Annotated in this window: 14 protein-coding genes; 3 read left to right on the top strand and 11 right to left on the bottom strand. The window is 50.6% G+C overall.

Translation table 11 applies throughout. From position 1 onward, the window contains the following. Positions 1 to 95 precede the first annotated feature (95 nt). The 9 genes from ACYIA1_RS12895 to ACYIA1_RS12855 form a co-directional block, all read right to left on the bottom strand. Positions 96 to 1,418: a sigma-54-dependent transcriptional regulator gene (locus ACYIA1_RS12895; protein ID WP_004291471.1), complete on the bottom strand. Its 1,323-nt coding sequence runs from the start codon at positions 1,416 to 1,418 to the stop codon at positions 96 to 98. Beyond that, positions 1,411 to 3,729 carry a hybrid sensor histidine kinase/response regulator gene (locus tag ACYIA1_RS12890; RefSeq protein WP_004291467.1) on the bottom strand — a complete coding sequence of 773 codons (2,319 nt, stop codon included), beginning with the start codon at positions 3,727 to 3,729 and terminating at the stop codon, positions 1,411 to 1,413. The genes ACYIA1_RS12895 and ACYIA1_RS12890 overlap by 8 nt, the downstream gene beginning before the upstream one ends. Further along, entirely contained in the window at positions 3,729 to 5,654 is a 1,926-nt protein-coding gene (gene tet(Q) / locus ACYIA1_RS12885) for a tetracycline resistance ribosomal protection protein Tet(Q) (RefSeq protein WP_004291466.1), read from the bottom strand. Before tet(Q) ends, ACYIA1_RS12890 begins: the two co-directional genes overlap by 1 nt. A gap of 657 nt (positions 5,655 to 6,311) precedes the next feature. After that, complete coding sequence (locus ACYIA1_RS12880; protein ID WP_004291462.1) at positions 6,312 to 12,128, bottom strand: N-6 DNA methylase; 5,817 nt, start codon at positions 12,126 to 12,128, stop codon at positions 6,312 to 6,314. Continuing rightward, positions 12,118 to 12,570: a DUF1896 domain-containing protein gene (locus ACYIA1_RS12875; RefSeq protein WP_004304266.1), complete on the bottom strand. Its 453-nt coding sequence runs from the start codon at positions 12,568 to 12,570 to the stop codon at positions 12,118 to 12,120. Before ACYIA1_RS12875 ends, ACYIA1_RS12880 begins: the two co-directional genes overlap by 11 nt. A 162-nt stretch (positions 12,571 to 12,732) precedes the next feature. Further along, positions 12,733 to 14,820, bottom strand: a complete 2,088-nt coding sequence (locus ACYIA1_RS12870; protein WP_004291456.1) for a type IA DNA topoisomerase — start codon at positions 14,818 to 14,820, stop codon at positions 12,733 to 12,735. A 60-nt stretch (positions 14,821 to 14,880) separates the two neighbouring features. Continuing rightward, positions 14,881 to 16,452: a DUF3945 domain-containing protein gene (locus ACYIA1_RS12865; RefSeq protein ID WP_004291455.1), complete on the bottom strand. Its 1,572-nt coding sequence runs from the start codon at positions 16,450 to 16,452 to the stop codon at positions 14,881 to 14,883. Positions 16,453 to 16,472: 20 nt separating this feature from the next. Further along, entirely contained in the window at positions 16,473 to 16,823 is a 351-nt protein-coding gene (locus ACYIA1_RS12860) for a helix-turn-helix domain-containing protein (RefSeq protein ID WP_004291454.1), read from the bottom strand. Positions 16,824 to 16,826: 3 nt separating this feature from the next. Next, positions 16,827 to 17,252 carry a helix-turn-helix domain-containing protein gene (locus tag ACYIA1_RS12855; RefSeq protein ID WP_004291432.1) on the bottom strand — a complete coding sequence of 142 codons (426 nt, stop codon included), beginning with the start codon at positions 17,250 to 17,252 and terminating at the stop codon, positions 16,827 to 16,829. Between the two features lie 138 nt (positions 17,253 to 17,390). Here ACYIA1_RS12855 and ACYIA1_RS12850 point away from each other — a divergent pair, with 138 nt between their 5' ends. Next, complete coding sequence (locus tag ACYIA1_RS12850) at positions 17,391 to 17,690, top strand: helix-turn-helix domain-containing protein (RefSeq protein ID WP_004291426.1); 300 nt, start codon at positions 17,391 to 17,393, stop codon at positions 17,688 to 17,690. 31 nt (positions 17,691 to 17,721) lie between these two features. Then, positions 17,722 to 18,027, top strand: coding sequence for a helix-turn-helix domain-containing protein (locus ACYIA1_RS12845; protein WP_004291424.1), 306 nt, complete (start codon positions 17,722 to 17,724; stop codon positions 18,025 to 18,027). Between the two features lie 77 nt (positions 18,028 to 18,104). Here the strand turns inward: ACYIA1_RS12845 and ACYIA1_RS12840 are convergent, their stop codons facing one another. Further along, entirely contained in the window at positions 18,105 to 18,467 is a 363-nt protein-coding gene (locus tag ACYIA1_RS12840) for a hypothetical protein (protein ID WP_004291423.1), read from the bottom strand. Between the two features lie 11 nt (positions 18,468 to 18,478). After that, a complete protein-coding gene (locus tag ACYIA1_RS12835; RefSeq protein WP_004291422.1) occupies positions 18,479 to 19,714 on the bottom strand; it encodes a site-specific integrase in 1,236 nt (411 codons plus the stop codon). A 353-nt stretch (positions 19,715 to 20,067) separates the two neighbouring features. On the opposite strand from ACYIA1_RS12835, the gene ACYIA1_RS12830 reads away from it, so the two are divergent. Further along, a complete protein-coding gene (locus ACYIA1_RS12830) occupies positions 20,068 to 21,915 on the top strand; it encodes an ABC transporter ATP-binding protein (protein ID WP_217788610.1) in 1,848 nt (615 codons plus the stop codon). Positions 21,916 to 21,995 lie beyond the last annotated feature (80 nt).

The raw sequence follows: 21,995 nt of genomic DNA, 5'->3' as shown, positions 1-21,995 counted from the left end.
CGGTCTTATCCTATATGTTGGCGGCGAAAAGCTCCTGCCAATCGCCGTTTTTCTCAAATGTTATGCAAAGATAGCCAAATTCAGTGAATTACGGGCTATGATTGCTTGAATTTATATTTAAGTCCATACTCTTCAAGTTTGCTGTATAGTGTTGTCCTGCCTATGCCGAGCAGTTCTGCGGCGACACTCCGGTTGCCGTTTGCCTGTTTCAACGCACGCAATATCCGCTCCTTATCCTCCGCGTCATTGCGCAAGGCGAAGCTGACAGTAGAGGTCGGTTTCGTCACGGCAAGTTCCAGATGCTCTTTCATGACAACACCTTCCTGCGCCTGCAATACAGCACCCATAACTTTCTGCCGAAGTTCCCGCACGTTGCCCGGCCATGCGTGTGTCAGCAACGCTTTACGTGCTTCGGAACTGAACCCGCTCACGCTACACTCCAGCTCTCTGTTTGCCATATCACGGAAGAACTCTGCCAGCGGCATAATGTCTTCTTGACAGTCACGCAACGGAGGAACGGTTATCCCGAAGTCGTGCAGGCGGTACAGAAGATCCTGCCGAAAACGCTTTTCATTCACCGATACCTCCAAATCTTCATTGGTAGCAGCGATGATGCGGACATTGAAATTCCGGTCTGCCTTGTCTCCGACCGGGCGATACCGCCTCTCCTGTATGGCACGGAGCAACATCTGTTGGGTTTCCAACGCGAGGTTTCCTACCTCGTCCAGAAACAACGTGCCGCCTTCCGCCTCATGGAAATATCCTTTCTTGGCATTGTCCGCACCTGTAAATGCACCTTTGACGTGTCCGAAGAAAGCCGACGGTGCAAGCTCTTTGGAGAGTGAACCGCAGTCCACCGCCACAAATGGCTTGCCTGCACGTTTGCTCTTGTCATGCAACAGGTGGGCAATATGCTCCTTGCCCGTGCCGTTCTCACCAAATATCATCACGCTCATATCGGTGGCGGCTACCAGCCTTATGCGGTGCATGATTTTCTGAAAGGCGGAACCTTCACGGGCGAATATAGGCATACGGCGTTGTCCTGCCTGACGTTCTTTCAGTATGGAACGGATCAGGGGGACAAGTTTATCCTCCACAAGCTGTTTGGGAATATAGTCTATCGAGCCGAGTTTCATGCTTTCCACGGCGGTATTAACTTCGGCGTAGTCGGTCATAATGATGAAGGGCTGCATCTTTCCCTCCTTTCGCATCCAGCACAAAAGGTCTATGCCACTGCCGTCAGGCAGACGCAGGTCGGCAACCACGATATCATTATCTGTTGCCTGTTGCAGATGTTTCTTCGCGGTTGAGAGGTGGTAAGCCTTCATATTGCGGTAGCCCTCCCGTGACAGCATATTGCAGACATATTCGCAATACACGATGTTGTCTTCCACCACAATTATTTTTGTCTTATTCATCTTCGTATTTTCTCCTTTCCTCTTCTGCCAACCGTATTATTTCCACTCCCTTATCCAGCACGGCAGTCACGGCATGGCTTAACGCTTCACCATCCGGGAGAGCATCGCCACGAAGCAATCCGTAAAGTACATTCAGCGGTTGGTCGGCACGGAGCACCTCCCACGAACTGCGCAGGTGGTGGATCAGGGAATCCAGCTTTTGCAGGTCTTTTTCTTTTGCTGCATCCCGTACCGCCTGCATTTCCTTTTCTGTTTCAGTTATCAACTTTTCCAGCATGACGGCTTCATTGCCATAGGACAATAAGGCGGAAAAGTCCGGTTTCCCGTCCGGTGTCGCTTTTATGGCACACCTGTCGGAAACCTCCATCAGTTCCGATATGGAGAACGGTTTGAACAGGCATCCGGCAAAGCCTTTTGCCAATAGTTCCCCTTTGTTACAACTGCCCGAAGCGGTTGCCACAACCACCGGGATTGTTGGTGAATTGCCCACGTTGGACGAACGCAACAGTTCCAGCAATTCGAAACCGTTTATATCGGGCATATTCAAGTCTGTCAGCAACAGGCTGTATTCTTTCTGGCGTATCATTTCCATCAGTGCCGCAGCATCGGTGCAAGTGTCGCAGTGTATTCCTTCTTGGGAATACATCTCTTTCAGCATCAGAAGTAATACCTCATCATTGTCAATGGCGACAACATCATGGAATTTATTGTTATGATAAACAGGTGTATTGCTTGTATATCCAAGCTGTTCTTCAGCTTCCTGCATAGAAATTTCAACTGTGAAACGACTGCCTTTCCCTTTCTTGCTGTCTAAACGGATTGTTCCGCCAAGCATCGACACAATATTACGCATTATGGCAAGCCCAAGCCCGAAACCCTCCTTTGCGGCGGCATTTGATAGACGTTCAAACGCACCGAACGCTTGTTTCTGTTCCTCTTCTGTCATGCCTGTACCTGTATCTTCAACGACCAGTGTCAGAACTCCATTATCATATTCAGTAATCAAAGAAACACCGCCTTCTTCTGTGAACTTGACAGCGTTTGACAGCAGGTTATTCCCGATTTGTATTATTCGCTCTTTGTCGGTCAATACAATGGCATCGTGTCCAGTCTTCACGGACAAGGACAGCCCTTTGTTCACGGCAACAGGCATGAACTCCGTTTCAAGTGTGTGCGTGATTGCTGAAATCCGGCAGGGTGACAGACGGGGCTGTTCCTTGCCGTTGTCCAGGCGGAAGAAGTCAAGCAAAGTGTTAAGCATATCCCGCATACGGTCGGAGGATTGCAGTATGTTTTGGATATACTGCCCGGACTTATCCTCACACTGTTCTTTCCGTATCAGTCCGGCATAGCCTGTTATTGCTGTCAGCGGTGTGCGCAGTTCATGGGTGATAGTATGTACCGCCTTCTTCCTTGACGTTATCAGTGCCTCGTTCCGTTGTACGGATTGTTCCAGTTGCCTTATCAAATCAGTTGTCTTGTGCTTGTATTGTTTAATGCTTTTTGCATCACGATGTATGATGATGTAGGAAATTAACAACAATAGAAGAACGAATCCCATTAAACCGCCTACTTGCATAAATGACTTTTCACGCATGGCAACTATTTCGTTTTCCCGGCTTTGCAGTTCGGTTTGTACCTTTTCTTCTATTTGGCAAATCAATTCTTGCAGTTGTCTGTTAAGTTCTGCATTACGAGCTGCAAGGCTGTCGGCTTGTTCCGACAATTGGCGATCCTGCACTTTCTGTTCGCTGATTACGTTTCTATTGACCGAATGAAGGATAGTGGTTGATACTGCTGGAGTTACTTCCTTTTTTTTGCCGAATATGCCTAAGAAACCTTTTCGTTTTGGCTTTTTGGACTGTTCCTGCACACTTTTCTGTACAATAACCGGAATTTGATTGGCTATCTTCTTGTTAATAGATTGTTGTTCATCCATTAACCGGACTATCTGGAACATCTGTCGTTCCTTATCCTCTAAAAGACTGCGCACACTATCGATGCGCTCTGCTGGATAGGTGGCCTTGAAACGGCAGAGCATACTGTCCATTGCCATACGCCGTGCATGGTAATGCTCGATATCTTTATCGTTCCATTCCAGTATTGTTTCACCCAATAGAGAAAATTTTATCATTTGAATATTGATATTGTTTATTTCTTTTCGGAGCTCGTCTATTTTTTTATTGCCAAGTTCTAATGCTTCTATCTCCTGCCATTCATAGAGGCTATTATATGCCATACATCCGATAAGAATGGAGATAAGTATATATCCCAACCGTATTGCCTTATAGAAATTTCCTGACCGCTCCATTATTTTAATGACATTGATTTTTGGAACATGAATAAAAGTTTATCTTTTTCGTTCATGCGGATATTATCAGAATAACCGTCTTTTGTTATTTGATACCCACATGGCTTAACCATAAAAATGCCTAAGCCCTTAGTGTACGAACTTACTTCTGAGGCATAGTCTTTACTTGTATTTAATGGAACTTTCCCTTTAATATGACACCACTCATTATTACAACTGATGTCTTCAATCTCAGACATCAGTTTTTGCAAATCTGTAATAGCTTTGGAACTCGCTACTTGGGGTATCTGCAACTCAAAACAGAGCATCGGTTCGAGAATGTCCACACCTGACTGTTGCAAAGCCAGCCTGAAGACATAAGGGGTCAGCTGTCTGAAATCAGCAGGTGTACTTACCGGGCTATAATACTCGGCTTGAGTAAAAGTTACTTTCAGATCTGTCACTTCCCATCCATGTAAACCAGATTGGCAAGACATACGAATCCCTTCAAAAACGGCATTTTGAAAAGAATGGTTCAGATAACCATAGGAGATGTCACTTTCGATTTGCAACCCTGCCCCTAACGGTAAGGGTTCAAGAGTCAGCCCTATTGTGGCCCAGTAAGGGTTGGGTGGTACTTCGATCTGAATAATCTTATTGACCTTTTTTATAGGTCGTTCTTTGTAGATAGTCTTGATCTCATCAAAATGGACCTTTACGGAAAATCGTTCTTCCAGCAATGTCTGTATGATTTCCTTTTGGGTCAAACCATATAACGAGATTTCCAATTCATCACTATATGAGTTTATGGAAAAGGACAAAGACGGGTCTTCAATCCACAATGTATTCAGAGCGGATATCACCTTGCTTCTCTCTTCGGGCTTATTTGGCCGGACGGAGGATTTGAGAGCGGGATGCTGATGAGATAATCCTTGAATCAAACAAGGTTTAGCACCTAAATAATCTCCGATTCGAAAATCTTCTATATCTTCTACAATCGCGATATCATTGGCACCCACTTCATCAACATTTATCTCTCTGCCCTGATAAATAGTCTTTAGATTTTTAATCTTGATGAATTTTTCCGAATCGTTGATTCTTACAACGTCTCGAAGTCTCAGACTTCCGTCAATTATTTTAAGAAAACTTCTTTTATGCCCTTTGGGGTCATGCTCTATCTTATAGAGATAAGCTGAAAGTCTGTTTGAGACTGATGCCGGAGGAAGTATAAAAGAAGAAATGGCGTCCAACAACTCATTGATACCGATATTGAACATTGCTGATCCATGTAGCACCGGATAGACTTTGGCTTTTGCCACAAGAGCGATTATCGTATTCCAATAATCAGCCGGTGAAATTTCGCTATCCGCCAAATATCGTTCTAATATATCGTCGTCATGGTTGCATACAAATTCTTTGTATTCTTCCTTTATATATGTTTGGGAGCAAACCGGATAAACCGATCCATCGACAACAGTTTGCATAAACAGGACATCTTGCGACAGATTTGTTTTTATATCCATATACAAACGCTCCAAATTCACACCGGCACGGTCAATCTTATTGATAAATATAATTGTCGGGATTTGCAGCTTTTGTAAAGTACTGAACAGCAACTTTGTCTGCGCTTGTATGCCTTCCTTTGCGGATAAGATGAGGACTGCTCCATCAAGCATTTTGAATGTCCGCTCCACTTCCGCAATAAAATCCATGTGTCCCGGAGTGTCAATGATATTGCATTTCACTCCATTCCAGATAATAGATGTCGTAGAAGCCCGGACAGTAATTCCTCTACGTTTCTCTATATCCATAGAGTCCGTTATGGTGTCACCATTATCCACACGGCCGCACTTTTCCGTTGCTCCACTGGCAAACAGCAGATTCTCGGTTACGGAAGTTTTTCCTGCATCAATGTGAGCAAGAATTCCTAAATTTATAATATTCATTTGGATTAAGCAATAATATACTACAGTAGATGCATTGTCGAAACGCACCTTTTAATACCTCCTCGTAGCATATGAGAACTACAGGATTACTAACTCGTATTAATATGTATATTATTACTGCCGCATAACGATTACAAAATTACACAAAAAAATATATCTAACAAAAGTGGGAGGATTTTTTAACTTTTTACCATAGACATTTTATTAGGGAAGCGTAGGTTCAACTGGCAAGTACAAATAAGTAGAAATGTTTGAACAACACCGTTTTAGGAAGTTGAAAAATCAAGTTTCTCTCTCGGTATAGCGTTTATTTTGGCCAATATCTTCTTTAGTTTAGCATTTGTGTATTTCCCATTCGTGTTCTATTTAGCTCCTTATTATGAGTATGTAGCAAGTTACTTATCAAATTCAGCCTCTTTGAGGGTCAAATATGGTTTTGCAAATGGTGACTGACAAGACATAAACAAGGTCAGCAGGAATTTTTTACATAAATGGACATGAATGTATATAACCTAAAATAAGAATAAATTTTAATAAGGGCTGCCCAAAAAGAAAAAAATGCAGTTGCCATCCTATAGATACTTGCAGAAAGGATAAAATTTACTTTTAGACCTTTTGGGATAGCCCTTATTAATACTTCAGATAAAATTCCTTAGGTTATATTTTCAATCCTTTGGACCGGGTTTCCTCCTTGGCATACAGTCCCGGACGCCCGATTATGACATGGTTGGCAACGATACTATCCGCCGGACTGCGTATCTGCGGCGGTGCATTTTCGGGATATTGCGCCTGCCTGTTCCTCACATCTTCCGCTTCCGGCTTGAGCTGTTGCCCTTCATTCTCCTTTTCTGCGACTTCGGGCGTGGGTGGCGCAAGCTCCAGCTGAATTTTTCGGTCAAGGGCGGCAAGTTCGGACTTCAACTGCTTCAGCTCGTCCTCCTTCTTCCACACCTTACCCGCTATCTCCTGTAACTGCGGTATCTCCATCTCCAGCACCTCGTTCTTCGCCTTGTACTGGTCGATGATGGAGGGTATCCTCTCCATCGCGTTGAGGAAGTTGCGGGCGGCGGCCAACGGGTCAGCCATCGCCAGATGCCCGTTGTTGTAGGTGTACTTGTAGTTCCCCTCGACCACGAAGCGGTTGTCGGTGAACTCCAATCCCTCTTTGAGTATCCTTTCGCTCACCACCTTTATCGGAAAACCGTAAAGTTCACCGACCTGCGTGTACAACCCTCCGGTCGTGGCATTCTTGGCTATCTCCTGCAAACGCTTTCCGATGACCTTCTCATCGGCGGAATCCACTCCGTCCACCTTTATTATATTAAGGCGGTTGCCCTCCTTGTCGGTCTGCACCACCGACAGGAAGCGGTTCCAGTCCTCCGTCATGGCATCTATGAAAGCCGTGTTGTTGCGCAACTCGCCGGTCTTTGACTCCAGCTTGAACTCCGAATCACGCTTGCCCTTGTTGAACGACTTGCGTTCCCCTTCGAGCGATGCGATCCGCTTTTCCAGTTTCGCCTTGTCCAACAGGTCGGTATTGCCGGAGAGCAACGCCATGTATTCCGAGAAATTCATGCCCGATTTTTCGTCCATTGCCCCCTCGTCGATGGTACGCGCACCCATCGCACCGCTTTTGAGCTGGCTTATGAAAGTCTGCTTGCAGTGCAGGAGGTTGAACTTGTAGCTGTCCAGTGACTTCTCCACCGCGTAGATGATTACATCCACGTTGTTCCCGGCGAAATGTTTGGCAATCTCATTACCTGCCCTAACTCCGCGTCCGTCACGCTGTTGCAAGTCGGACGGTCGCCACGGCGTATCGAGATGATGGATAGCCACACACCGTTTCTGGGCGTTCACACCCGTTCCGAGCATAGAGGTAGAGCCGAACAGCACACGCACCGTCCCGGCGTTCATGGCGTCTATCACCGCCTTCCGCGCCTTGTCGGTCTTGCACTCCTGAATGAAGCGCACCTCGCTTGGCGGTATACCGTAGTCCTCCGTCAGTTTGCGCTTGATTTCCGAATAGACGTTCCACCCGTCGCCCGGCTGGTATGTCCCCAAATCAGAGAAAACGAACTGCGTGCCTTTCTGGGCGTCGTATTTTTGATAATACTCCGCGATCATCTTGGCACAGTGACTCGCTTTGTTGTCGGGATGATCTTCGTAATTCGGGTCTATCATGCGCATGTCGAGTGCCATTTTCCGGGCATAGTCCGTGGCGATGAGCATCTTCGCCTTTTCTTCCGTTTCCGAAAGCGGCAGCCTGCCCAACAAGGTGGCATCGCCCGTCTTGGCGAACTGCATCAGTTTCTGTATGAAGTCCTCCTGTTCCGGCGTGGGCGGTATATGGTGCAGTATCTCGTTCTTGGCAGGACGGTCAACGCCCACATCCTCCGCCGTGCGGTAGTCCGTGATTTCATTATAGAAGGCGGCAAGCTCCGGCACTTTGATGAAGTAGCGGAAACGCTCCTTCTGGACCACATTGTTCGTCACGTTAAATTCAAAATCCGTCGTCTTCTTGGCAAATATCGCCGCCCAAGCGTCGAAACACCTTATGTCCTGCCGTTCCAGCTCCTTCGGGCGCAGGTACTTGAACAGCAGGTACAATTCAGTCAGTGAGTTGCTGATAGTCGTGCCGGAGAGGAAGGTCGCACCCAAGTCTTTTCCTGTGCGCTCCTGTATGGTGCGTATGGCAAAGAGCATGTTAAGTGCCTTCTGGCTTCCCTCGCTGTTTCCCAATCCCGCCACACGGTCGTGGCGCGTGTTGAAAGTCAGATTCTTGAACTGGTGGCTCTCATCTATGAAGATGTGGTCGATGCCCATCTGCTTGAAATCCACCACGTCGTCCGTGCGTGACTTTATGGCGTGTTCCACCTTCTCCAGCTTCGCTTCAAGGTTGTGCTTGCGCTTCTCCAATCCTTTCAGCATCGCCCGCGACACGTTCTTTCCCTGCTGCCGTAGCACTTCGAGGTTTTCCTCCACCGTGTCAAGCTCTGCTTGCAGGATGCGCTGCTGCAATTCCGGCGACTGCGGTATCTTGCCGAACTGGTCGTGCGACATGATGACGCAATCGTAGTCGTTGTTCTTTATATTATTGAAGAAGCGCACACGGTTGGCGGTCGAAAAGTCCTTCTCCGAAGCGTACAGAATACGTGCGTTGGGATATGCCGCCTGATAGGTGGCTGCAATCTCCGCAACGTTGGCTTTCAGCCCGATAATCATCGGCTTGTGTGCCAAATTCAGACGCTTCATCTCATGCGCGGCGATGCACATTATCAGCGTCTTACCGGTTCCCACCTCGTGGTCGCAAATTCCGCCGCCGTTCTGTTTCAACATCCAGACGCAATCCATCTGTGAGGGATAGACGCTCTTGATACCCCGGCTTGCCAGCCCTTTCAGGTTGAGGTCGGGAAAGGTCTGATGGGAGCCGTCGTAGCGCGGGCGCACGAAACAGTTGAACTTGCGGTTATACATCGTCACAAGCCGCTCCTTGAACTGCGGCGACTGCTCTTCGAGCCATTCGGAGAAGCCGTTTCGTATCTCGTCAATCTTGGCGTTGGCGAGTTGTATTCCCTCGCTGTCGCGCATCTTGATGTCGTTGCCATGCTCGTCCTTGCCGATGGACTTCATCATGTCAGGGCAGGTGTTGTGCAGGGCGTGTTTTAGGAGGTGCATACCGTCATAGTTCCGGTAATACCCCTTCACCAGAAACTCGTCCGTGATTTTCATGGTGCGGTAGCCGCACACCACCGAAAACTCGTCCATGCTTGCGGAATAGGCGATTTTCACCTCCGTGTCGAACAGCCGGCTCATGTAGGCGGCATAGACACCCGTCGGAATCCAGCGTTCCCCGAAATTGAAGTCCAGATCCTCGAAGGCGATGCGCTGCGGCTCGGCATCTTTCAGAGCCTCCAACGCCTGCTTCACCTCCGGCATACGCTCATTTTCGGGATTGTCACCCATCCATGCCTCTATGCGTTCCGCTTTCTCTATGACATTTCCGGCGATGAAACGGTCTTTGATTTCGTAACCGGTCACGAGCGGATTGTAGTAGATGCGCCCTTGCAGGGCAGTGAGCAAATCCTCCGCCGTGCTGTCGGTTATCTCCCGCATATAGTCGAGATTGACCGTACCATATTTGTTGAGCGACGCAGACAGGGCTTCTTCGGGAGAGCCTACGTTGGCATGGCTCTCCACCGCGAAGGAAACAGGATGCTCGAAGATGTCCGCCTTGACGAACTTTCCGTTTTCCATCCGTTCCAGCGAAAGGATGTCGCGCCCGCCCGCATCCATCATCACTAACTTCACGTTCTGCTTGGCGTTGAGGTTGCCGTAGCGCATGACAAACTCATCGTAACAGGTATTCAGATGCTCTCGCCACGGAACATTTGCCTCGCGCCGGAGCGATTCATAACGGTACAGACGCTCGTAGGCGTCACGCAGCGACACATACAACAACGCCTTTTCCTTCTGGTATCCTTTCAGGTCGAGCGGCTGGAATGTCGCCCCGTATGGCGTGATGTCTTTCAGGTAGCCGATGTTATGACGCCCCCGGTCAGCCACCAGCGACCCTTCGCGCAGGTGCATCTCCGGCGTGCGGTGGTAGGCACGCGGAGAAAGGTCCACGACTTCCTCCTTCGGCTTTTCCGCTTCGATGTCGGGGAAAAGGAAAGTCCCCACCGCTTCCGATGGGGTATCTGTAACGGCAGGTGCGGCGACTGCCTCCGGCTGTGTTTCCTCCTGTCGTGGCTGCTCACGGGAAGTTTCCGGCACGGCTTTCACTTCCGTCTTTTCCGCCACTTGTTTCTCGTTATGCTGCCTTGCCAGTTCCCGAAGTTCTTTCCTACGCTCCGGCGTCAAACCCATCATCATTTCATAGAAACCGTTGATGGGAGGATTGGTATCCCAGTCCAGTGTGGCATAGATGTCGTCCGGGTCGGCAGGCTTGGCGGTGTTCTCCGCTTTCACCTCCTTATTCTCCATTGCGGGTTTTGCAGTTGGAGCTGTCGGTGTAACCGTGACTTTCGGTTTGGGCGGAGTGGACTTTGCCGTAACTGCCTTTTTCACCGTCTTTTTCTTTTTGGAGGTTTTCGGTTGGCTGACCTCTTCCGTCATCCCCCAGAGGTCAAGCAGGGTGAGCTGCACGCCTGCGGAATATTGCGGGCGCGGTTCTATCTCCGGCTTTTCATCTGCGGGTTGCGGCTTTTCTGTCGGAGTTTCCACCGTCTGCGCCGAGGATACTGTTTCCAATTTTATGGCAGGACGCTCTACTTTATTTTGAACGGCAACTTTTTCTTCCGTTCCTGCCTGCCGGATTGAACCCGAATACAAGCGCATGGCAAGCCTGTAATGGAAATCCTCGTCGAGCATACGGCGCAAATCCCCGGCGATGCCTGCTGCCTTGCCCTCGTGCAGATAAACCATAGCGGGCTTCCCGTAGGGGTCTGTGTCAAGTTTCGCCATCGTATGCACGATGCGTTCCGGGTGGTGGATGAAATAGGCGTTGTCGGTCAGGGCGGTTTTCGTGTCCGTCTGTATCACGGTCATCAGCCGCTCGTCCTGCGACATTTCCTTCTTGCTGAGGTTCTTTTGCAGGACAATCAGGTCACTGCCCACCTCCGTGCCCGCGTTGTCCGTGAACAGGTTGTTGGGCAGGCGTATCGCGGATACCAGATTGGCCTGACTGAACAGCTCGTTACGCACGGAGGTCTTGGTGCTATTCAATACCCCTTGCGAGGTGATGAACGCCACGATACCGCCGTCACGCACGGCATCCAGTCCTTTGAGAAAGAAATAGTTGTGGATGGTTTTCTGGGCGGAGCGTCTGCCGAAAGAGTCGCTCCGCTGAAACTCCGCGTCGAACACGGCAATGTCACCGAACGGAATGTTGGACACCGCCAAGTCGAAATAATTGTTGAACGGTCTTTCGATTTTCTCAAAACCGCAGGTGCGCATTTTCTGGTCGGGATAGAGATGCCTCAAGATTGTACCCGTGAGCAGATCCTTCTCGAAAGCCATCACATCCGCATTGGGGCTGTGCCGCAGCATGGAATCCACGAACACGCCGACACCTGCCGACGGTTCGAGCATACGGGCGGGGCGGACGCTGTAATCTGCCAGCACGTCCGCGATGGTGTCGGTTATCTCTTTGGGGGTGTAGAAAGCGGTCAGCACGGACGCTTTCAGCGAATCCACAAACCGCTTGTACTCTGTTTCGTCCTTGCTGTTCTCACGGATAAGCCTGTGCAGCTCCACCGTCGGGGCGAACAGTTCGAGGTCGGATTTCGCCCACCGGACGGCATCCGTCAGTTCCTTTGCAGGGTTGAGGATACATTTCAGACCGCCGAAACCGCAGTACCTTTGAAGTATGGCACGCTCTTCGGTTGTCGCTGTCCTATTTTCCCTGTCAAGGATGAATGCCGTCCGTATCGCCTCGATGTTGTCCCGCAGTTTCTGTTTGCGGTTAAACGCCATATTCGTCTAAGTAAAGGACGGTTGCTCCCGTCAGCTCCGTGTAGAGCAGGTCGTAATCGGAAGACAGGGCGAAATTGTCATCCGAGAGGTCATAGACGGAGAACACGTTGCCGACAAGCGGCAGCAGTTTCAGGACAAAGGCTTCACGCTTCTCTTCCGGCACTTCATCGGCAAACTCGTTTTCCACGACTTCGCGGAGGATGGCGTAACGGGAATAATGCAGCCCGCGCAGCAGCGTGTCCATCGCCAGTTCCTGCGCACCATCGGCGGGATAGCCTTCAAGCCGTGCCCTCTCATACGTTTCGGCGGCACGGTCGGCCCGTTCCCGTATGAAAGCGGTGTCGTCAGCCTGTTCAAACTTGTTCGTGCGGAGATAGTCCAGCAGGTACAGACCGTAATAGGAAAAGTCGGTCTGACCCTCGTTTTTCTTCTTGTTGTTCATTACTTTGGATTTAGCGGATTGATAATTAACGGGATAATCGGTTGGAAAAAGGAAGAAAAAGGCACTCGGTATCCCTCCGAGTGCCACCACTAAATCCAAAGTATGAGTGTAATCCGGTATCGAAGAACAATTCATTACTCTGAACAAGTGGCAAAGTTAATACTATTTCTTCCGTCCTGAAAATTTCTTGTCCTTTTTAGCCTCCGGGAACACAAAAGTCGTGTTATATTCCCCGTCAAAGGCGACAACAGCATCGAAACTCTTGCCCTGTTTGCTCTTGAACCCTTTGAGCAGCTTGGTATGCCCTTCGGTGAGCAGGTCTTTGATTTCATCGTCGGACAGGGTGCGTCCCGCTTTCAGCCGGAACACGGGCAGTCCGCACTCCGTGTTGTCGCAGCGTACCACCTTGCCGTAGAACCGCATCCTGCCCGTGCCACACTTGGGACACGCGCAGCCGGAGTCACGGCTGCCGAAGAGCTTGTCGCACGAGATCAGTTCGGAGGTTATCTCACGTGTGTACGCCTCTATCTCCTTGCGGAAGGTGTCGTCGGACAGTTCCCCGCGCTCGATACGCGCCAGCTCCTTTTCCCATTCGCCCGTCATGGCAACATCGGCGATGCGCATCGTCTTGACGACGGAATTGAGGGCAAGTCCTTTTTCGGTGGGAACAAGCGACTTCTTGCAGCGTTCCATGTAACCGCGCTTGAAAAGCGTTTCGATGATGGAGGCGCGTGTGGCGGGAGTACCGATGCCACAGTCCTTCATCGCCTGCCGCAGTGCGTCGTCCTCAATTTCCTTGCCCGCCGTTTCCATTGCCGAGAGCAGGGTGGCTTCGGTATGCAGCGGCTTGGGTTTGGTCTTTCCTTCGGTAATGGACGAGCCTTTCGGTGTCAGCGTGTCGCCTTCCTGCCAGCCGGGGATGGTAATTTCCTCTTTTTCCTCGCCATAGACGGCACGCCATCCGGTTTGCTTCACGACGCTGCCTTTTACGGTAAACTCCACTCCGGCACATTCCGCCGTGACAGTGGTCACATCCTTGACGCATTTCTCAGAGAATGCCTCGACCATGCGCCCGGCAATCATCTGATAGATGGTATTGTCCTCTTTGGAGAGGAAGAGCGGTTTCTCACCCGTGACGAGCAGGGCATGGTGGTCTGTCACCTTGCCGTCGTCCACGCTGCGGCGTGTCGGGGCGGCTTTTGCCCGCACCTTGTCTTTCCATTCGGGCTGTGTGCCGATGAAAGCGAGCAGTTTGGGAATTTCGGCAAACACGTCTTCGGGGATGTAGCGGCTTCCCGTTCTCGGATAGGTTATCAACTTCTTTTCGTAGAGTTTCTGCGCGATTTCAAGCGTCTGTTCCGCCGTGAAGCCGTGCTTGGCGTTGGCTTCTTTCTGGAGCGTGGTCAGGTCGTAGAGCAAGGGAGTTTCCTCCGTCTTCTCCTTGCGCTCGGCTTTCGTGACAGTGGCGCAACCTGCCGCCTTTACCTTATTATATAGTTCCATCGCCGGTTCTTTCTCTTTCCATTTCTCGGAGGATGAGAATTTCACGACTTCGCCGTCGCAACCGTCCGTTGCGATATGGAGCTGCCAGAATGCTTCGGACGTAAAGCGGCGGTTCTCCCAGTAGCGTTCACATACCATAGCCAACGTTGGTGTCTGCACCCGCCCCACGGAATACGTGCCGTGTCCGGCGGCGATGGATAACGCCTGTGTGCCGTTGATGCCCACGAGCCAGTCGGATTCGCTCCGCGCTTTGGCGGCGAGGTAGAGGTTGTCGTATTTGCTGCCGTCTTCGAGTTTCCGCAGTCCCTCGCGGATAGCTTTGTCGGTGAGAGAGCTGATCCACAGGCGCACGAAAGGAGTGGTGCAACCCGTATAGTGGTAGAGGTAGCGGAAGATAAGCTCTCCCTCGCGTCCGGCATCGGTCGCCACGATGATATGTTCGCTTGTGTCGAACAGTCTTTTGATGACTTTTATCTGCGACACCACGCCGCTGTCGGGCTTGTAACCTTTCTCCGTCCTGACCTGACGGGGGACGAGCGTGAATGTGTCGGGAATAATCGGGAGGTTGTCACGGACAAATCCGCGCACGCCGTAGCCGTCGGGCATGGCAAGCTGAACGAGGTGTCCGAATGCCCATGTCACGGCATAACCGCCTCCCTCGAAATATCCTTCCTCTCTCTTTGTCGCGCCCACGATGCGGGCGATTTCACGTGCCACGGAGGGCTTTTCTGCAATGATTGTCTTCATGTCTTCTTCTTTTTTGTTGATACTTTGGATTTTATTTTGGATTCAGTGGCGGACACGGGATTACATTTTCATGCCCTTGCCCGTTTTCTTCTGCGGCTTCTCCTGCTGCTGTTGCTGGCGGGCGTCCTTCGGGTTGGTCTGACCTTTCTGCAACGGCTCTCTCAGATTCTTTGTAGCCTCGTTGGTCTTGCCATCGTTGTTCACCGCCACCTGCGTGCGGCTCTCGTTGGACGGAGCAACCTGCTGTGCATTGTCAGGGTTCGTGTCGTAGCGGTACGGGCGTCCCTTCTCCGGGTTGAACTTGATATACATCGTGGCATGGAAGCCCTGCTTGTCGGTCACGTTCTCCAGCTTCACGGCTTTACCCGCCACATAGTCGGCTTTCTGCTGGTCGGTGAAGCTCACGCCGCTCCATTTGCTGATGGGGCGGATGCTGCCGTCCTCGTTCGTCCACGTGTTGCGGCGTTGCTCCTTCTTGGTCTGTGCGGCATTTTCCCCGCCCTGCGCCTGACTTTTCGATGTGTCGCCTTTGGTTTCCTGTGTCTGTGCGGTACGGGGCGACTTGCCGGTTCCCGGCACGAACTCCACGCCGCGCTGCTCCACGTTCACTTGCAGGGTGGTGACGAACTTTCTGCCGTCGTTGCGCTCGATGAGCTTGTCGCGTACGGGCAGTCCGGCGCGGAGCATGTCCCGCTCCTGCGTGGTGATTTCCGTCTTGCCGATGCGCTCCGGGATGCGCACCCTGCTTGCTGGAATGTCCGTGATTTCATTCGTCTTGCGGTCGATGCTGATGTAGGAGGGGATGATCTCGCCCGTTTCCCTGTCCACAATGTCCACGACCCTACCGAGATTGCCCGTTTCGCGGAGGTTCTTCCGGTCATTGTCGGAGAATTTGTGTTCCTTGTACTCATCCAGCTTCTGCTCCTTGCGGATGAAGTGCGGCACGAGGCTGATGTTTCCCTCACCGTCCTTCTTGAAGGAGAGGCGGGCGTCCAGCTCGAATGATTCGCCGCCGAAGGTCGGTTTGACCTTTACCAAGTCGGACTTGCCATAGTTGAGCATCTTCGTAAGGTCGCCGGACTTTTCAAGGTTGTCCCGCTTTACGCCCCATCTGTCCTCCAGCTCCTGCCAGTTGATTTTACTCTCGTCGATGGGCTGGTAGCCACGTTTGCCCTGCATCTGTTCGGATTTGTCCTGTTGCTGTTCTTTCCGTTGTTCCATGTTCTCCTGTTTTTGAGGTTCTTGTTTCTCTGTCTGTTGTGCTGCCATCTCTTCCTGCACCTTCTTCTCATAGTCGGAGGTGTCCACCTTGTGAGGGGCGAGCAGCTCCTTGTTCGCTTCGGGGTCTTTCAGCAGTTGCTTCATCACCTCTAAGAGATTTTCAGCTTGGTCTGCCGCAATGCGGTAGAAACCGAAGCGGCTGGGTTCCTTGCACTGCCGGAAGAAGTTCTTGAAGAAGTTGTCCAGCACGTCGCCATGTCGGTCGAATTGCAGGAAACTCTGCGCGTTCTCCGCTTTTGCGGGGGTGCGCTTGGGTGTGCCGTCCGCGTTCAGCCCGGCTACCACGCTGATCTCGCCTGTCTTCTCGTCACGGACTACCAGCACGTCCTTTTCGTCTTTTTTCTTTGCCATCTGAAAAATGTTTTAATGGGTTATTTATGAAAGAAATTATGGATACGAGCCTTGTAGAAGGCTATATCTTCCTTTTTGAAGTCCTTGATATGGTTGGAAAGGAATGTCAGCACGTCCTCCTCGCTGTAATAGGTCTTCTTGCCCAGCGTCTTGTAGGGCAATGCGCCTACGCTGCGGTAGCGTTGGAGGGTGCGTTTGCTTATCTGGAGCAACATGCACAAATCCTGATTGTCGAAAAGGCGGATGCTTTCCGTGATAGTGGGCTGTTTCCCCTCAGCCTTCATCGCCAGCAGCAGTTCGTCCTGACGGTCGAGCCGTTCCATCAGCTTCTGCATCCAGCCCTCGAAGTTGTTTCGTGTGAGCAGTTCCATGACCTATGTCCTCCTTCCTTTTGGTTTGCCGCCCGTGCGCAGCGTGTGGTTGTGGAACAGGGTGTCTATTGTCCCTTCCTCGTTCCTTACTGTGTTGTCCTCCAATAGCCGCAGTATCTCGGAAAGGCGGTAGCGGCAGCTTCCGCGTACCACCACATACTCGATACGGTGGTCGGTGCGCATACGCTGCATGGTGCGCTTGCTCACGTTGAGCATCTTCGCCGCCTGTGCCGTGTCAAGCAGCTTGTCTTCGGTTTCCCGCTTCCGTTTCTTCTCGTCCCTTGCCTCGCGGATGTACCCTGCGATGTTCGCAATCTGCGCCATCATCTCCTTGTAGGCGGAACTTTCCATTGTTATCACTTTCATGTTCAGTCCTTTCTTTTTGTTTCTGCGACAAAATTCGGCAATAAACAAAAGGGGCTTTAACAACTCACTACGTGACTCACGTAAGATTTTTGCGGAAGATGGCTCCGTAACCCGGTCAAACGGCGCAACAGGCAGCCTTTCAGCGGAAAACGATACGTCTTGTATGCCGTTTCGTTACCTTTGCGGCAAACTCTAAATGACATGAATATGGAAATAGTATCTATCGAGAAAAAGACTTTCGAGATGATGGTGGCGGCATTCGGCGCACTCTCGGAGAAGGTCGCCGCCCTGAGGCGCAAAAGCGACACGGGGCGCATGGAAAGATGGCTCACGGGCGAGGAGGTCTGCGGGCAGTTGAGAATAAGCCCGCGCACGTTGCAGACGCTGCGTGACAGGCGGCTTATCGGCTACTCGCAGATAAACCGCAGGTTCTATTACAAGCCAGAGGAGGTGAAGCGGCTGATACCGCTTGTCGGCACGCTCTATCCGCACGGCAGATGATTTGATTTATTCACCCACTGAATCCGAAGTTATGATGAACGAGAACAACGATGTTTTTACGATGGAAGACGAGCCGATAGCCTCTGTGGTGCAGGATATGCGCAAAGGCTCGAAATGGCTGTCCGCATTTCTGGAAAGCTACCGTCCTCCGCTGGACGGGGAACGTTACCTGACGGACGGCGAGGTGTCGGAACTGCTCCGTGTGAGCCGGCGCACCTTGCAGGAATACCGCAACAACCGCGTGTTGCCCTTCATACTTTTGGGAGGGAAGGTGCTTTACCCGGAAACGGGGCTGCGCGGGGTACTGGAAGCGAACTACCGCAAGCCGCTGGAGTGAGGCGGTTTCATGAAAAAGTAAACGGGTGACACCTTTTGTGGTGCTACCCGTTTACTTGTCTTATGGGGTATGTGCAATCAGCAATACCCGGCTTTTCCGTTCTGTATGAACATCACGTATGTCTGCCGTTTCTCTTGTGAGAGTGCCTTTCCCACCAGCCATGTGCGGAACAGGTGGGTGTTGTAGGTATTCACCCTGAAAGCGACCGGGATGATGATTTCAAGGGCGTACACGTCCGCGTGCAGCCCGTTTTCAAGCTGCATGTAGCGGCACACCTCGTAGTCGTTCAGCACGTCCGACTTGCGGACGGCTCTGATGGCGGCGTTCACTGCCGGGACGGTCGTATGGAACAATCCGGCTATTTCGGTGGCGGTCATCCACACGTCGTTACCGGTTACGCTGACTGCCTTGTCCTCGATGATGATTGTGTCACGTTTCATGGCTTTTCTTTTTAGATGGTGCAACCTGCAAATTCCTCGACGCCGTTCAATCTTGCGGCAAGGTTCTCCATGTCCTGATTGAGCTTCTCTTTGGTTATCTTTGCGTAAATCTGCGTCGTCTTTATGCTCTTGTGTCCGAGCATGGAGCTGACCGTTTCGATGGGAACACCGTTGGAGAGGAATATCGTCGTGGCTGCCGTGTGGCGGCTCTGATGCCACGTGATATGCTTGGTGATGCCGCAACGCTTGGCGACGGCACGGATACCGGCAAGGCACGTGTTATAATGCGGAACGGGAAATATCCTGCCGTCCCCGCACAGTCCCCGGTATTTGCCGATTATGCGGTTGGCGATGTCGAGCAGGCGGATGTTGGACACCACGCCCGTTTTCTGGCGGTTGATGTTTATCCACTCGTGTTCGTCGAAGTAGGTGCGGATATTCTCTTCCGTAAGGTTGCGCATATCCGCGAACGACAGCCCCGTGAAGGCGCAGAACAGGTAGAGGTCGCGGTACAATTCCTGTTTGGCGTTTTTCAGTTTCCCCTCCATCAGCAGGCGGATCTCATCTTTGGTCAGGAAACTGCGTGTTGTTTCCTCCTTCTTGATTTCATACTCGCGGAACGGGTCGCGCGTCAGCCACTCGTTGTTGATGGCGATGAATACCATCGTCCGTAACGGGCAGACGTACAGCCACACGGTATTGGTGCAGCAGTGCTTGTCCGTGCGCAGGAACATCTCGAAGTCGGAGATGAAAGCCGGGGTAAGCTCTTTTAGGGCGATGTCCTTCACATGGTAGCGGATGTCGAGGAACTCTTGCATGTGCTTGTAAACGGTGCGGTACTTCAGCAGCGTGCCTTTGGCTTTCATGCCTGCCTCCACCTGCTTCTCGTAGTCCTCGTTGTGCTGGCGGAACACCTGCATCAGCGTGTGGTAGCGGTGTTCCAGTCCGAGAAAGGCGTTCTTCACCTTCTCCGCCGTGACGAAGTTGTCACGCTCCATGATTTCCTGATAATGCCTGTTGATGCGTACCCGCATCTTGTCAAGCATACGGTTCGTTTCGAGTGCCGCCGTGCTTCTGCCCGTGACACGTCCACCTTTGGTGTCCCACAGTTTCGGATCGACAGTCAGTTTGCAGCTGAACTGTGTCTGGCTGCCGTCCACCGTGATGCGTCCCATGACGGGAACTGTCCCGTCCTTTTTCACTACCTGACGCTTGAGGTAGTAGATTACTGAAAATGTACTCTTCATTGTCCTTAATTTTTGGGTTTCAAAATTAGTTGGTGAAGAGTCCGGTGTTGGTACGCAAAACGGGGAGGAACGGCGCAATCTTTTTCCGTAACCTGATTTTTCGCATGAGTTATGGATAACTCACTATTCCTTAGAGCCTTGTTTCGCTATTCGTACCCGTTTGTCGCATTTTCGGGCATGGTTACGAACAAGTAACGTAGCGGCGTCAGGATTTGGCTTCGGCAGGGATTGTAATGGCTTCACGGATTATCGCCACTTCAACCAAAACCCTTGTAACTCAATTCTATCACTATATCTTTCCGCATTTCACTTTTTTGTAGTAACTTTGCCACTTCAATGTAACAGATCAATTTATGAGAGATTTCATACGTATTTTAAAGCGTTTCGTTCCCCCTTACAAAAAGTATATGGTTCTGAACATCGTGTTCAATGTACTTTCCGCTATCTTGAACCTGTTTTCTTTCGCCTTGATTATCCCGATCCTTCAGATCTTGTTTAAGATGGATGAGGGGAATTACACCTTTATGGATTGGAATTTTAACGCGGGAAGCTGGGAGTCGTGGAAAGCCTTGCCGGAGTTGATCAAAAATAACTTTTTTTGGTATGTATCCGATCTGATAGAGGTACACGGCGGTTCGTTCGCCTTGATTATGTTGGGAATCTTCCTGATCGTGGCGACTTTCTTGAAAGTGGCGACCATGTATCTGGCTTTTTATACGATGATCCCGATTCGAACCGGAGTCGTTCGTGATATCCGTAATCAGATTAACAAGAAGATTACGCAGTTGCCGTTGAGCTTTTTCTCCGAGGAGCGAAAAGGGGATATTATCGCCCGTGTATCCGGAGACGTGAACGAGATTGAGACATCCATAATGAGTTCATTGGACATGTTATTTAAGAACCCGATCCTGATCGTGATCTATCTGGTGGGTATGATCGCTATCAGTTGGCAACTTACCGTGTTCGTCTTGATCCTGCTGCCGTTGGCGGGTTACGTAATGGGACAAGTCGGCAAGAAGTTGAAACGGAAGTCCTTGGAAGGACAGCAACAGTGGGGATTCCTGATGAGCCAGATTGAGGAGACATTAGGCGGACTCCGTATTATCAAGGCCTTTAACGCCGAGAAGAAGATACAAGACCGCTTTGAGCGAAGCAATGATACTTTCCGCCGGTTGACGAACCGTATCTATCGCCGCCAACAAATGGCGCATCCGATGAGCGAGTTTTTGGGAACCGTTACGATCGCTATCGTACTTTGGTATGGAGGTACGCTGATCTTGAGCGCGAATAGCCCGATCGACGCTCCTACGTTTATTTATTATCTGGTTATTTTCTATAGCATTATCAATCCCGCGAAAGATCTAAGTAAGTCGGTTTATGCGATCCAGAAAGGTCTGGCCTCTATGGAGCGTGTCGATAAGATCTTGAAGGCGGAGACGGATATCCATGATCCGGAACATCCGAAGAAGATCGCCTTGAAAGAGAAAATCAGTTATAAAGATGTTTGGTTTAAATATCAGGAGGCTTGGGTCTTGAAAGGAATCAATCTGGATATCCGGAAAGGAACAACCGTGGCTTTGGTCGGTCAATCCGGTTCGGGTAAAAGTACCTTGGTGGATCTATTGCCTCGCTTTTATGATGTGAATAAAGGGAATATCCGTATTGATGATACGGATATCCGTGAGGCCACCCTTTTCGATCTTAGGGGATTGATGGGAAATGTCAATCAAGAGGCTATCTTGTTTAACGATACCTTCTTCAACAATATCGCTTTTGGAGTGGAAGGGGCTACGATGGAACAGGTGGAGGAAGCCGCCCGCATCGCCAACGCTCACGATTTTATCATAGCGAGTGAGAAAGGTTACGATACCAATATAGGCGACCGGGGTGGAAAACTGTCCGGCGGACAACGCCAGCGAATCAGTATCGCCCGTGCGATCTTAAAGAATCCCCCGATCTTGATTTTGGATGAGGCCACATCCGCCTTGGATACGGAATCCGAGCGTTTGGTACAAGAAGCGTTGGAGAACTTGATGAAGAACCGTACGATCGTAGTGATCGCCCACCGTCTCTCTACGATCCGTAACGCGGATGAGATCTGTGTGATGCATGAGGGTGAGATCGTAGAACGGGGCAAACACGAGGAGTTGTTAGCCTTGGACGGCTATTATAAACGACTATGTGATATGCAAAGCTTTTAGGGTGATACTGCAACCCGGGTTGCAGTGGATCGCCTCTTCGGCTTTTGATGGAAAAACAATAACAAGGAATAATCGTATGA

It is taken from the genome of Parabacteroides sp. KHUB-02, assembly GCF_056640955.1.
This window is presented reverse-complemented; position numbering and strand designations above follow the sequence as displayed.

What these genes read in the sequence shown, in the direction of transcription:
- ACYIA1_RS12895 (WP_004291471.1), bottom strand. Translation starts at nt 1,418, where the DNA reads ATGAATAAGACAAAAATAATTGTGGTGGAAGACAACATCGTGTATTGC.
- ACYIA1_RS12890 (WP_004291467.1), bottom strand. Translation starts at nt 3,729, where the DNA reads ATGGAGCGGTCAGGAAATTTCTATAAGGCAATACGGTTGGGATATATA.
- ACYIA1_RS12880 (WP_004291462.1), bottom strand. Translation starts at nt 12,128, where the DNA reads ATGGCGTTTAACCGCAAACAGAAACTGCGGGACAACATCGAGGCGATA.
- ACYIA1_RS12875 (WP_004304266.1), bottom strand. Translation starts at nt 12,570, where the DNA reads ATGAACAACAAGAAGAAAAACGAGGGTCAGACCGACTTTTCCTATTAC.
- ACYIA1_RS12870 (WP_004291456.1), bottom strand. Translation starts at nt 14,820, where the DNA reads ATGAAGACAATCATTGCAGAAAAGCCCTCCGTGGCACGTGAAATCGCC.
- ACYIA1_RS12865 (WP_004291455.1), bottom strand. Translation starts at nt 16,452, where the DNA reads ATGGCAAAGAAAAAAGACGAAAAGGACGTGCTGGTAGTCCGTGACGAG.
- ACYIA1_RS12860 (WP_004291454.1), bottom strand. Translation starts at nt 16,823, where the DNA reads ATGGAACTGCTCACACGAAACAACTTCGAGGGCTGGATGCAGAAGCTG.
- ACYIA1_RS12850 (WP_004291426.1), top strand. Translation starts at nt 17,391, where the DNA reads ATGAATATGGAAATAGTATCTATCGAGAAAAAGACTTTCGAGATGATG.
- ACYIA1_RS12845 (WP_004291424.1), top strand. Translation starts at nt 17,722, where the DNA reads ATGATGAACGAGAACAACGATGTTTTTACGATGGAAGACGAGCCGATA.
- ACYIA1_RS12840 (WP_004291423.1), bottom strand. Translation starts at nt 18,467, where the DNA reads ATGAAACGTGACACAATCATCATCGAGGACAAGGCAGTCAGCGTAACC.
- ACYIA1_RS12835 (WP_004291422.1), bottom strand. Translation starts at nt 19,714, where the DNA reads ATGAAGAGTACATTTTCAGTAATCTACTACCTCAAGCGTCAGGTAGTG.
- ACYIA1_RS12830 (WP_217788610.1), top strand. Translation starts at nt 20,068, where the DNA reads ATGAGAGATTTCATACGTATTTTAAAGCGTTTCGTTCCCCCTTACAAA.